Origin of the sequence: Nocardioides pelophilus (genome assembly GCF_014180685.1) — a bacterium.
Classification (GTDB): domain Bacteria; phylum Actinomycetota; class Actinomycetes; order Propionibacteriales; family Nocardioidaceae; genus Nocardioides; species Nocardioides pelophilus.
In genome coordinates this window covers 1-11,547 of the sequence record NZ_JACEHF010000129.1, presented here as the reverse complement: position 1 = coordinate 11,547, position 11,547 = coordinate 1, and the positions used below count along the sequence as shown (strand labels likewise).

At 70.1% G+C, this 11,547-nt stretch carries 12 protein-coding genes; 4 read left to right on the top strand and 8 right to left on the bottom strand.

What is annotated here, in order from left to right; genetic code table 11:
- Positions 1–108 precede the first annotated feature (108 nt).
- Complete coding sequence (locus tag H0488_RS17485; RefSeq protein WP_312856402.1) at positions 109–828, bottom strand: DedA family protein; 720 nt, start codon at positions 826–828, stop codon at positions 109–111.
- Positions 829–922: 94 nt separating this feature from the next.
- Here H0488_RS17485 and H0488_RS17480 point away from each other — a divergent pair, with 94 nt between their 5' ends.
- A complete protein-coding gene (locus tag H0488_RS17480) occupies positions 923–1,570 on the top strand; it encodes a TrmH family RNA methyltransferase (protein WP_183100527.1) in 648 nt (215 codons plus the stop codon).
- Between the two features lie 15 nt (positions 1,571–1,585).
- On the opposite strand, the gene H0488_RS17475 is transcribed toward H0488_RS17480, so the two are convergent.
- The 3 genes from H0488_RS17475 to H0488_RS17465 form a co-directional block, all read right to left on the bottom strand.
- On the bottom strand, positions 1,586–2,200 hold the full coding sequence (locus tag H0488_RS17475; protein WP_183100525.1) for a hypothetical protein: 615 nt from the start codon (positions 2,198–2,200) through the stop codon (positions 1,586–1,588).
- Positions 2,197–3,945 carry a right-handed parallel beta-helix repeat-containing protein gene (locus H0488_RS17470; protein WP_183100524.1) on the bottom strand — a complete coding sequence of 583 codons (1,749 nt, stop codon included), beginning with the start codon at positions 3,943–3,945 and terminating at the stop codon, positions 2,197–2,199. Before H0488_RS17470 ends, H0488_RS17475 begins: the two co-directional genes overlap by 4 nt.
- A 118-nt stretch (positions 3,946–4,063) precedes the next feature.
- The gene (locus tag H0488_RS17465; protein WP_183100523.1) at positions 4,064–4,807 is read right to left on the bottom strand and encodes a septum formation family protein; all 744 of its coding nucleotides are present in this window, start codon (positions 4,805–4,807) and stop codon (positions 4,064–4,066) included.
- Positions 4,808–4,980: 173 nt separating this feature from the next.
- On the opposite strand from H0488_RS17465, the gene fbaA reads away from it, so the two are divergent.
- On the top strand, positions 4,981–6,012 hold the full coding sequence (gene fbaA / locus H0488_RS17460) for a class II fructose-bisphosphate aldolase (RefSeq protein WP_183100522.1): 1,032 nt from the start codon (positions 4,981–4,983) through the stop codon (positions 6,010–6,012).
- Between the two features lie 7 nt (positions 6,013–6,019).
- On the opposite strand, the gene H0488_RS17455 is transcribed toward fbaA, so the two are convergent.
- A complete protein-coding gene (locus H0488_RS17455; RefSeq protein WP_183100521.1) occupies positions 6,020–6,628 on the bottom strand; it encodes a class I SAM-dependent methyltransferase in 609 nt (202 codons plus the stop codon).
- Between the two features lie 73 nt (positions 6,629–6,701).
- Complete coding sequence (locus H0488_RS17450; RefSeq protein ID WP_220794727.1) at positions 6,702–7,247, bottom strand: hypothetical protein; 546 nt, start codon at positions 7,245–7,247, stop codon at positions 6,702–6,704.
- A 147-nt stretch (positions 7,248–7,394) separates the two neighbouring features.
- Between H0488_RS17450 and H0488_RS17445 the strand changes: the two genes are divergently transcribed.
- Positions 7,395–7,814, top strand: a complete 420-nt coding sequence (locus H0488_RS17445) for a DUF3151 domain-containing protein (protein WP_183100520.1) — start codon at positions 7,395–7,397, stop codon at positions 7,812–7,814.
- A 225-nt stretch (positions 7,815–8,039) separates the two neighbouring features.
- Entirely contained in the window at positions 8,040–9,071 is a 1,032-nt protein-coding gene (locus H0488_RS17440; RefSeq protein WP_183100519.1) for a type IV toxin-antitoxin system AbiEi family antitoxin domain-containing protein, read from the top strand.
- 153 nt (positions 9,072–9,224) lie between these two features.
- Here H0488_RS17440 and lysS read toward each other — a convergent pair whose 3' ends face one another.
- Positions 9,225–10,880: a lysine--tRNA ligase gene (lysS, locus tag H0488_RS17435; protein WP_220794726.1), complete on the bottom strand. Its 1,656-nt coding sequence runs from the start codon at positions 10,878–10,880 to the stop codon at positions 9,225–9,227.
- A 61-nt stretch (positions 10,881–10,941) separates the two neighbouring features.
- Positions 10,942–11,547, bottom strand: a 606-nt coding sequence (locus H0488_RS17430; protein WP_183100517.1) for a diacylglycerol/lipid kinase family protein, incomplete at its 5' end; no start/stop codon positions are given.

Sequence of the window (11,547 nt, the reverse complement as noted above, 5' to 3'; positions counted from 1 at the left end):
GGCGATCCGGCTCACGCCCGCCAAGGCGTACCGGTGCCGGGTGCGGGCGACCAACGCCATCGGCGACGGGACCTACTCGCTCTTCACCACGACGTTCCGGACGCCGTCCTAGTCCAGGGTGGGGTCGATCTCGGCGGCGTGCGCTCCGGGGCGCTTGTGGCGCCACCACTCCCACACCAGGGGGATCGCGGAGAACGCGAGGATGACGATGGTGACGTAGTCGATGTTCTCGCCGAGCGCGGGGATAGCGGCGCCCAGGAAGTAGCCGAGCAGCGTGATCGAGACGACCCACAGGACCGCCCCGATCGCGCTCCAGACCACGAACCGGTGGCGCTGCATCAAGGTGACGCCGGCGACGACCGTGACGTAGGTGCGGACGAACGGGACGAACCGTCCGATGACGAGGGCCTTGTTGCCGTGCTTCGCGAAGAACTCGCTGGTCTTGTCGAAGTACTGCCGCTTCAGGATCCGGCCGTTCCGCTCGTAGAGCGGGGGGCCGATCTTGCGGCCGATCTCGTAGCCGGCGACGTTGCCCGCGAACGCCGCGATGATCAGCAGGCCCATGGCGATGACCAGCTCGACCGGCTCGTTGGAGATCCCGACGACGGAGTAGCCGGTCGTGTTGCTGCCCGCGATGAACAGCCCCAGCGCGAAGAGCAGCGTGTCGCCCGGGAGGAAGGGGAAGAACAGGCCGCACTCGACGAAGACGATGGCGAGCGCGATCCAGATGAACGCCGCGCCGTACTCGTGCTGCAGCCACTCCGGATCCAGCCACTTGATGCCGAACAGCATCGGCAGCACGAGTGGGGTCGCCACCAGCGAGTTCACGCCGCCACGCTACTGGCAGGGCCCCAATCGTCGGCGCATTAGGGTGCCGTTCGTGGCCGAGGAAGAGGACGACGTACGGGCGCCGTACGACCCCATGCCGCACGGCCCCGCCGAGGTCGGCGTCGGACCCTGGGAAGGGCCGTGGCCGGAGGGCGCCCAGTACGACGCCCGGCTGCTCGCGGAGGGCGACCGCCGCAACGTCGTCGACCGCTACCGCTACTGGACGCTCGAGGCGATCGTGGCCGACCTCGACACCCGCCGTCACTCCTTCCACGTCGCCATCGAGAACTGGCAGCACGACTTCAACATCGGCACGATCGTCCGCTCCGCCAACGCGTTCCTGGCCCGGGAGGTGCACATCGTCGGCAACCGGCGGTGGAACCGGCGCGGTGCGATGGTGACCGACCGCTACCAGCACGTGCGGCACCACCCGACCGTCGCGGACCTCCACGCCTACCTGCAGGAGTACGACGCCGCCGGGGTGCCGTTGCTCGGCATCGACAACCTCCCCGGGTCGGCGCACCTGGAGACGATGGCCGTCCCGCGGCGGGTGTGCTTCCTGTTCGGCCAGGAGGGGCCGGGGCTGTCCGCCGCGGCTCGCGAGGCCTGCGACGGGACGTTCTCGATCGCGCAGTTCGGGTCGACCCGGTCGATCAACGCGTCCGCGGCGGCCGCGATCGCGATGCACGCATGGGTGCGGACCCACGCCGACCTGTCCGACGAGTCGGCCTGGCGCGGTTGAGGCGGTGGCCCGGGATCAGCGGCGCAGCGGGTGGTCGTCGCTGCGGATGAGCGTGCGGTCCGGGCAGTCCAGGATCACCTGGCCGTGCAGGATCACCGGGTAGTCGAACGCGACGTCCTCCTCGAAGCCCCGACCGAGGACCGATCCCTCGAGGGAGACCTTGTCGTAGGTCTCCGCCGAGCGCTCGTGGTAGTACCGGCAGTTGTCGAAGGTGAACGGCATCTCGAGCTCCGCCGACTCCCAGGGCCCGATCGTGAGGGGCAGGTTGCCGTCGCCCCGCGGCGCCAGCAGCGGGTAGCGCCCGTCGTCGATGCTGGCAGCCGTGATCCGCAGGGGGAGCGGCCCCCGGTTGCGGATCGGCAACCGCAAGGTGACCTCCGCCTGGTGCTGGTAGCGCAGCCCGTACATGCCGTCCTCGCCGTACTCCCCGACCAGCAGGCCGGCATCGACGGGCAGTCCCGGCTCGACGTCCTGGCCCAGCCGGACCCCGAACGGGAGCAGCGCCCACCCCAGCACCAGGCCGAGCACCGCGACCACACCGACCCGCCAGGCGCGTCGCCTGATCGGGGTGGCGGGGGTGACCGCGTCGTCGTCGTACGTCGCGGTCACCTCACGGTCGAGCAGGCTCATCGTCCGCGCGCCCTCCGGACCTGGACCCGGACCGCGGCCGCGCCGAGGAGTCCCACGGCGACCAGAGCGACCGGGACGATCGGGCTGTCGGGACCCTGGCCGGCGTCCGCCGCCGCCGCGGCGATGCTCTCCTTGGTGGGCTTCGGGGGCGTCACGATCCAGTCGCAGCCCGGCGGCGCCGGGTTGGTGTAGCGGTCGTACTGCGCGCAGGGCAGCAGTGACGTGGTCTTGATGACGTTGCTGATCGGCAGCATCGACCCGTTGGGGCACTCCGGCAGCGAGCCGAGGGTCGCGTTGTGGCTGATCTCGACGCCGTCCGGGGTCTCGTTGTCCTCCCAGCAGTTGCCGAGGCCCTGGTCGTCCCACCAGAAGTCCAGGCCGTTGGGCGAGGCCTCGCCGTTCGGCGCGATGCCCATCTTGTTGCCGGAGAACCGGTTGTAGTTCGAGTTGTCGGTCTGGTGCGTCGGGTCGTAGTCACCGCGCAGGAAGGCCGGCGGGACCCAGTAGAGCATGAAGCCCTGGCGGTAGTTGTTCCAGACCTGGTTGCCCTCGACGAAGTTGTGGTTGCCGATCATCATGCCGCCCGTGCCGACGGGGAGTCCGAACGGCGGGCACACGACACCGTCCTGGTGGCCACGGTCGACCGGCCTCTCCTCCTGGCAGGGAGCGTCCTCGCCGTTGACGTTGCCGTAGTAGTTCACGTTGTTGGAGTAGATCCGGTTCTTCGAGAACCAGCCGTGGTCCTGCGGCATGCCGGGGTGGCCACCGAGGATCGACTCGACGACGAAGCCGATGCCGTTGTGGTGGATGTCGTTGTGGTGCACGTAGACCGAGTTCCCGGCCGTCCCGGAGAAGCCGAGCGCGTTGTGGTGCATGTTGCAGTTGCGAACCTCGACCGCCCAGCGGGTCAGGGGACCGGTCTTGGTGTTGTCGGCGTTCACGTCGGCCGCGCTGCCGGGGTAGATGCCGGAGTCGCCGTTGTGGTGCGCGTTGCAGTTCTGGACCAGGCCGTGGTCGGAGGTGAAGGCGAGGAACCCGTAGAGGTCGTTGTAGCGGGTCTCGAAGTCCTCGATCCGGTAGCCGTCGGTCTCGTGGACGTAGACGGCGTTCTCGCGGAACAGCTCGAAGGTCATGTTGGCCAGGAAGAAGCCGTCGGCCCGGTCGGCCTTGATGCCGTTGTGCTTGACCCAGTCGCCGTCCTTCTTGAAGCCGCCGCGGAAGAGCACGTCGCTGCGCCGGGCGCCGGTCCCCTCGATCTGCAGGTTGCAGACCGCCGAGTCGCAGACGATGTCCTCGTCGTCGGGGTCGTCCCCGGCGATCGTGACCAGGTTGACGACCTCGCCGCACGAGTGGGACAGCTCGTAGCTGACGACGCCGCCGTCGTACTCCTCCGTGCAGGGCTTGTTCCACGAGGGACGCTCGCGGTAGACGCCGGGCAGCAGGTAGATGTTGGTCCTCTGCACCCGGACCGCGTCGACCGCGGCCTGCAGGTTGCGGAACTCGCACTTCCGCAGGAGGCGGACGTTGCGCTGGCGGACCGCGTCGTTGGTGATCCGGGCGATCCGGTCCTTCGAGTCGGGCCGGCAGACGACGAGCACGTCGGCGGCTTCCTTGGCGGTGCGGTGGACCGGTACCGACCCGTTGCCCGGCGGGAACTCCGACTCCCGTTCCTCGTGGGCCCCGGCGGGCGGTGCCGCCAGGATCAGGGCGAACAGTCCGAGAACCGCGACCAGGGCACGACGCATGGGGAGCCTCCTTCTACGGGCACGACGACTCGCCCTGCCCGGCTGCACTACTCGGTGAAACGTGTTTCACCGAGCGGAGTTACGTGTGCGCCGTCATATTCAGGTCGAGTGACCTGAATCAGCGGGTGGTCTGCTTCAAGCAGACCGCGTGCCGGTAGCCGGCGCGCCATGCCGCGCGGGACCCCACCCACTCGTAGAACATGTACGGCGTGCGGATGCGCTCCCGGCACTCCCGCAGCGCGAACCGCTTGGACGCGCGGAGGCCCGGGTACGAGGAGTGGGGGTACTTCACCGAGTGCGTCGCGCGGAACGCGTGCGGCCGGGAGCAGACCGTGTAGGCATAGTCGGCCCGCTCGTTGGCGCGGCACTTGGCCACGCGGTCGGGGAGCGGGAGCCCACCGAGTGCGAGACGGTCGGGCAGGTTCATGAGCTTGGTCCCGCCTTGGAGCGCCACGTCGCATCGCAACCACGCGGCTCCGGCATCGCGCTGCGCCCGGGTCGGGATGAAGATGTAGGTGATGTAGGCCGACCGCTGGATCGTCTTGATGTTGCCGCCGAGCGCGTCGTACCACGCGGGATAGCACTCGTCGCTCAAGGCCTGGTCCAGAGCGTCGGGGTCGTCCCAGTCGGGGGCCACCTCGAACTCGACGACCGCCACCGTGATCGCAGTGTGCGGCTCAGTGCACTCCACGACCGGGGTGAAGTCGCTCTTGCCGGCGCCTTCGGCCTTCGTGTACGCGTGGCAGCTCCCGACCTCGGGAGGGGTGATGTCCACGCCCGCACTGGCGGGGGACGGGGCGGTGACCGCGGTCAACGGGGTGAGGGCGGCCAGGATGACGGCGGCGCCGAGTCGCAGCTTCAAGTTCTTCTTCTCCCAGATCGGTGCGCTCGCCGGAATCTATGGGGGATCGCGCGAGTTCGGGTCGGATTTCCGAGATTCGCCACCTCGTCCCTACGCGGACGACCGCCTGTCGGGGGACGCACTAGGGTGGAACCGACGAAACAGACCCCCGTGTGAGCAGGAGCAGCGCCGCAATGCCGATCGCGACCCCCGAGAAGTACGCCGAGATGCTGGACGCCGCGAAGGCCGGAGCGTTCGCGTTCCCGGCGATCAACGTGTCGTCCTCCCAGACCCTCAACGCCGCCCTCAAGGGCTTCGCCGACGCAGGCTCCGACGGGATCATCCAGATCTCGACCGGTGGCGCCGAGTACCTCTCCGGTCCGAGCGTGAAGAACATGGTCACCGGCTCGCAGGCGTTCGCGGCCTACGCCGCCGAGGTCGCCAAGAGCTACCCGATCAACATCGCGCTGCACACCGACCACTGCCCCAAGGACAAGCTCGACGGCTTCGTCCGCCCGCTGCTCGAGATCTCCGCCGAGCGGGTGGCCCGGGGCGAGGCCCCGCTGTTCCAGTCGCACATGTGGGACGGGTCCGCCGTACCCCTCGAGGAGAACCTGCAGATCGCCGAGGAGCTGCTCGCGAAGGCAGCCGCGGCCAAGATCATCCTCGAGATCGAGGTCGGCGTGGTCGGTGGCGAGGAGGACGGCATCGTCGGCGCGATCGACGAGAAGCTCTACACCACGCCCGACGACGCCCTGGCCACGGTGCGTGCGCTCGGCACCGGCGAGAACGGGCGCTACCTGACCGCGCTGACCTTCGGCAACGTGCACGGCGTCTACAAGCCCGGCAACGTCAAGCTCCGTCCCGAGATCCTCAAGGCGGCGCAGGAGGCCGTGGTCAAGGAGCTCGGCCTGGCGGCCGACGCCAAGCCGTTCGACCTGGTCTTCCACGGCGGTTCCGGCTCGTCGGCCGAGGAGATCGGTGCCGCGGTCGACTTCGGCGTCGTGAAGATGAACGTCGACACCGACACCCAGTACGCCTTCACCCGGCCGGTCGCCGCGCACATGTTCAGCCACTACGACGGTGTGCTGAAGGTCGACGGTGAGGTCGGCAACAAGAAGGCCTACGACCCGCGCGCCTGGGGCAAGGCGGCCGAGGCCGGCATGGCCGCGCGCGTCGTCGAGGCCTGCGAGAACCTGCGCTCGGCCGGTACGACGATCGGCTGACCCCGGCTCAGGTGCCGGTGCCCCAGTAGAGGTAGCCGGCGAACTTGGGGCCCGGCAGGTAGCCCTCGCCGAGGTCGGCGATGGTGAACTCCTGTCGCACCAGGGCGGGGATCTCGCGGTTGAGGTTGCAGCCGCCGCCCACCTTGTTCTGGATCGGGTTGAGGCGGTCCTGCCACTTCCGCACGCTCTGCGTCGGGGCGGCTCCGTGCTCGCAGAAGAGCAGCTCACCGCCCGGCTTGAGCACGCGGCGCATCTCCGCCAGAGCCGTCGTCGGGTCGGGGATGGTGCAGAGCGTGAAGGTCATCACGATCGTGTCGACCTCGGCGTCCTCGAGCGGGATCGTCTCGGCCGGGAGGCCGAGCACGCGGACACTCATGCCGGCCTCGTCCGCGCGCTTCCGAGCGCGGCCGTGCATCTGCTCGGCGGGGTCGAGGGCGATCACCTCGGTGACCCGGTCACGGTCGTAGAAGGGCAGGTTGTGACCGGTGCCGATCCCGACCTCCAGCACTCGACCCTGCGCCCGAGGCACCAGGTTCGAGCGCTTCTTCTGGATCGCCCCGACCCCGCAGGTGTGCTCGATGATCCACGGGAGCAGGTAGCGCTCGTAGGGGTTCATGGACCCGACGGTACGCCCGCCCCGCGCTGTCCGGGTCGGACGGCGCGAGGCGGGCGCGGCTGTCAGCGTGACGTCAGAACGTCCGGCACTGGTCTTCCTTGTCGCCTTCGACCCGGTTGCTGCCGCCCACCGGCCGCGGGTCGTTCGACTTGCACTGCAGGTTGCCGCCGACGACGTTGCTGTAGATCTGCCAGCGGCCGTCGTTGGAGAACACCTGGATGTCGCCGTTGACCACGGTCCGGCGTACCTCGCCACCGCCGCCCTGCTTCACCTGGATGCTCCCGCCGACCTGGGAGCGACGGACCACGCCGTCGACGGAGCGATGGGTGACCAGGACCCGGTTGAAGTTGTCGGCCTGCACGTTGCCGTTGACCCGGACGCCGCGGGCGTAGAGGGTCGCGTTCCGGTAGACCTTGACGCTGCCGTCGACGCGGGTGCCGACGAGGGTGCAGGTGGCCCCGGCGGGCACCACGACGTCCCCGTCGACCTGGACCGCGCGGATGGTGCCGGTGCATCGCCGCTCCTCGGCGTGCGCGGGGCTGCTGAACGTGACAGCGAGGCCGGTCGCGGCTGCGACGGTGGCGACCTGGGCGATCAGTGACTTCGTGAGACGGTTCATGGCGGGCTCCTTGGCAGTGGTTGTCGTCCCACTGTCGCGGCGCGGCGTGAGGTCAGCGTGAGCACTCGATGAGAACGCCCTCATCCGCGAATCGGCCCCCCGCCCGGCCTCCGGCACAATCGCAGCATGACTGNGCACAATCGCAGCATGACTGGACCTGACCTGATGGCCGGACCGCCCCCCACCCGCCTCCCCGAGGACCCCGCAGCAGCGGCGCTCGCGGCGGGCGACCAGCCCGAGGCCGTCGTACGGGCTCACCCGGAGTCGCCGCTGGCGTGGGCCACCCTCGCCGACCAGGCCGCGCAGGGTGCCGACGAGATCGACTGGGTGACCGTCTACGCCTTCGCCCGGGTCGGCTACCACCGCTCGCTCGACCTGCTGCGCCGCAACGGCTGGAAGGGCCACGGCCCGGTGCCGTGGGAGCACGAGCCCAACCGCGGCTTCCTCCGCTCCCTCGCCCTGCTCGCCACGGCCGCTCGCGCCATCGGCGAGGACGCCGAGTGGGAGCGCTGCTCCGCCTTCCTGCGCGACTCCAGCCCGGCGGCGTACGACGAGCTGCTCGGCTGACGCGGTCGTACCTGTAACTCAGCGTTCGGTCCGCTCGGTCAGGCGTTCGTTCGCTCCCTCAGGGTTCTGACCAGTCACGACCCCGTGGGAGTGGCGCCGACGCCGAGGTAGTGCGGGGCGTGACGGAGTCCGCTCGGCTGTCGGGGGGCGGGTTCCCGGCGGCTGTCCACAGGCCAGCACCGGGGGTCTTCCGCGGCGTGCGGAAGACCGGCAGGGTGCGCGGTCATGGATCCCCGAGTCCTCGCGGCCTTCGCCACCCACGGCGGCGTTCTGTCGCGTGATCAGCTGCTCGACCTGGGCGCCGCGCCCTCCGAGATCCGCCGATCGGTGCGGCAGGGCCAGTGGGTGCGGGTTCGTCGCGGCGTCTACACCACGGCGGAGATCTGGGAGGCGCTCGACGAGTACGTCGGCCGGCCCCGGCTGCGGGCACGCGCCGCGATCCTGCAGATGCGTCGCGGCTGGGTGCTCAGCCACGACTCGTCCGCCCATGAGCAGGGTATGGCGATCCTGACGCCGCGCGAGCCGTTCGTCCACGTGACCCGTCCTGGGTTCACCAATGCCTGGACCGAGTACGGCGTCAAGCACCACCTGGCTCGCTTCACCGACCAGCAACGGATCGTCGTCGACGGTCGCCCGGTGCTCGATCTGGCCAGGACCGCGGTCGACATCGCGCGGGAGCGCGGCACCAAGGACGGGTTCGTCTCCTGCGACTCGGCCATGCGGATGGGGGTCACCCGGGGTGAGCTCCAGGTCGCCGTCGAGCCGATGGAGAACTGGCCGGGAAGCAGGGCTGCGCGCCTCTGCGTCAAGCTGGCCGACCCCGACGCCGACAACCCGCATGAGTCGCTGGGACGAGAGCTGGTCTACGAGGCTGGGATCGGCGTGCCGGAGACCCAGTTCCCCGTCCGCACGTCCTACGGCGTCAAGTGGTGCGACATCCGGGTCGGCAACCACATCATCGAGACCGACGGCAAGATCAAGGTGACGCCGGTTGCCGAGGGTGGCGTCGCGACGCAGTCACCTCGTGACGTCATGTGGAACGAGCGAAAGCGCGAGCGCTTGGTTCGCGACCGACGACTGGTGGTCACCCGGCTGTACTGGGAGGACTACTGGGGCGAGCGTCGAGCGGCAGCGATCCGGCGCCTCCAGGCCGATCACGCCGACAGCGTCGCTCAGTTCGGCGCCGTCCTCGACCCGGAGCTCGCGCGCGAGGCGGCCGAGATCCGGGCGCACACCGTTCGCCGCCGTACGAGCTGAGGCGCTCGCTGCGCACTCCCATGGTCTTGGGTCTGCTCCCTCGGTGCTCTGACGCGTCACAACGCCGTGCTAGTGCACCGAGCGCCGGGGGAGCGGACCGAACCCTGAGTTACAGCGGGCGCAACGCCCAGCCAGCCAGGCGGCCCCGTCGGATCAGGCCGACGGCGTCAGCAGCACCCGCACCCGCTCGGGACCGAGCGCGGCGAAGAGGGTGGGGAGGCGAGGGCCGCGCTCGGCGGAGACCAGGAGCTCGTAGAGCAGCTTGAAGAACGCCTTCTGGTCCGCCTTGACCTCGTCGGTCGGCGGGTCCTCGAGGGCGAGGCCACGGCACAGCTTCGGGACGCCGTAGATGAGCGCGGTGAGCTGATCGGCGTCGTCGAAGGAGTCGGGGAGGCGGTCCAGGAGCTGGCGCAGCCACGCCTCCTCGTCGTCGGAGAGCGCGGCGAGCCGCGCCTCGTCGGGAGACGAGCGGACGTCGGTGCGGTCCTCGGGGTCGACGTAGTCGGTCATCCAGGTGGCGGCCTTCGACAGCCGCGGTTCGAGGTCGGCCACCGAGGCGTGGGTGAAGCCGACCTTGCCGACCGTCTGGGAGATCAGGTCGTGCGAGCCGGCGGTGACGTCGGCGACCGACGACAGCATCCGGAACGGTACGACGACCGCGGGCACCGGCAGTCTCCCGGCAGCGGCGGTGGCGGAGGCCCGCTCCCACGCGAGCACAGCGGCGTCGCGCTTGGCGGGGTCGGCTGCCTTGCGGGTGAGCGCGTCCCACTCGTCGTAGAGGCGCAGCACCTCCTGGCCGAAGTCCACGTTGAACGCCTGCTTGGGCTGCCGCCGCACGTAGAGCCAGCGCAGGATCGGAGCCTCGAGGATCCGCAGCGCCTCGGCCGCCGTCGGCACGCCGCCCTTCGACGACGACATCTTCGGCATCCCGGCGACGCCCACGAACGAGTAGCCGACGAACGACGGGGCGGTGCCGCCGAAGATCGGCCCGATCAGCTCCTTGCCGACGGTGTACGACGAGCCCGGGCTGGCGTGGTCGACACCGGCCGGCTCGAAGTCGACACCCTCGAACGTCCACCGCATCGGCCAGTCGACCTTCCAGACCAGCTTGCCCTCGTTCTGGGTCGCGACGTTGGTCACGAAGGAGTCGCCGCACACGTCGCAGGTGTAGGCCAGATCGGTGGTCTCGTCGTCGTACGACGTCAGCGTGACGGTGTCGCGCCCGCAACCCCTGCAGTAGGGCTTGTAGGGGAACCGGGCGAGGTCCTCGGTCGCGCCGTGGCTGCCGTCGTCGGGGTCCTCCTCGACCGCCGACTCCGTCTTCTTGGTGCGGTAGCGCGACATCACCGCCTCGATCTCGTCGCGCTTCCGGATCGCGGTGAGGATCCGGTCGCGGTAGGCGCCGGCGCGGTACATCTCGGTCTGGTTGACCTCGACCATCTCGCAACCCATCTCGGCGAGCGCTGCACGCAGGGGTGCCTTGTAGCGCTCGGCCCAGCTGGGGAACTCGCCGCTCGGGTCGGGCACGGCCGAGAGCGGCCGGCCGATGTGCTCGCTCCACGCGGGGTCCACCCCGACCGGCACCTTCCGGAACCGGTCGTAGTCGTCCCAGCTGTGCAGGTGGCGCACCTCGACCCCGCGGCGCCGGATCTCCTCGGCCACGAAGTGCACGGTCAGGAACTCCCGCAGGTTGCCCAGGTGGATCGGGCCGGAGGGGCTGATGCCGGACGCGCAGGTGACCAGGTCGGGGAGGTCGCCGCCGTTGACCGTCTCGGCGTGCCGGAGCGCCAGGTCGGCGGTCCGGGTCACCCAGTCCGTCGGGTCCGCGTCAGTTCCACGTCCTCGTGCCACATCCGGCAACACTAGTGGGCTACGAGGCAGGCACGATCATCGAGTACGCCGCCGGCTCGAGGCGCCACATCCGGTGCCGCTCCGGCCCGTAGATCTCACCGTCGGCGCTGCACCAGAACTCGGTGCCGCTGACGGTCACCGTCTTGGCGCGGAGGGTGACCACCTCGTTGTGGTCGCCGTGCGACCCGATCCCGAGCCGCGCGGCGTAGGCCAGCCGCGACGCGGCGCCTCTGGGGCGGGCGATCATCACGTCGATCCGGCCGTCGCCGGGATCGGCGTCCGGGGTGAGCTCCAGGCCGCCGCCGACGGTCGCACCGTTGCCGAGCGCGACCATGAGCACCGGGTGGTCGACGTCGGTCACGACCTCGCCGTCGGCCTCGACCCGCAGCCGCAGCACGGGCGGGTTGACCGCCGAGAGGAGGGCGCCGATCGGGTAGCCGAGCCGGCCGAGGTTGACCGGACCCACGCCGATGGAGCCCAGTCGCTTCTTCCACGGCTCGCCGCGGCGGCCGGCCTCGGCGCCGGCGCCGAGGTGCACCTGGTTGACCACGACCTGGCCGACCTCGTCGACCAGCAGGTCCATCGACCGGACCTCGCCCTCCAGTAGGGTCTGCGCCGCCTCGAC

What these genes read in the sequence shown, in the direction of transcription:
- H0488_RS17455 (WP_183100521.1), bottom strand. Translation starts at nt 6,628, where the DNA reads ATGAACCCCTACGAGCGCTACCTGCTCCCGTGGATCATCGAGCACACC.
- H0488_RS17475 (WP_183100525.1), bottom strand. Translation starts at nt 2,200, where the DNA reads ATGAGCCTGCTCGACCGTGAGGTGACCGCGACGTACGACGACGACGCG.
- fbaA (WP_183100522.1), top strand. Translation starts at nt 4,981, where the DNA reads ATGCCGATCGCGACCCCCGAGAAGTACGCCGAGATGCTGGACGCCGCG.
- H0488_RS17480 (WP_183100527.1), top strand. Translation starts at nt 923, where the DNA reads ATGCCGCACGGCCCCGCCGAGGTCGGCGTCGGACCCTGGGAAGGGCCG.
- H0488_RS17445 (WP_183100520.1), top strand. Translation starts at nt 7,395, where the DNA reads ATGACTGGACCTGACCTGATGGCCGGACCGCCCCCCACCCGCCTCCCC.
- H0488_RS17450 (WP_220794727.1), bottom strand. Translation starts at nt 7,247, where the DNA reads ATGAACCGTCTCACGAAGTCACTGATCGCCCAGGTCGCCACCGTCGCA.
- H0488_RS17470 (WP_183100524.1), bottom strand. Translation starts at nt 3,945, where the DNA reads ATGCGTCGTGCCCTGGTCGCGGTTCTCGGACTGTTCGCCCTGATCCTG.
- H0488_RS17440 (WP_183100519.1), top strand. Translation starts at nt 8,040, where the DNA reads ATGGATCCCCGAGTCCTCGCGGCCTTCGCCACCCACGGCGGCGTTCTG.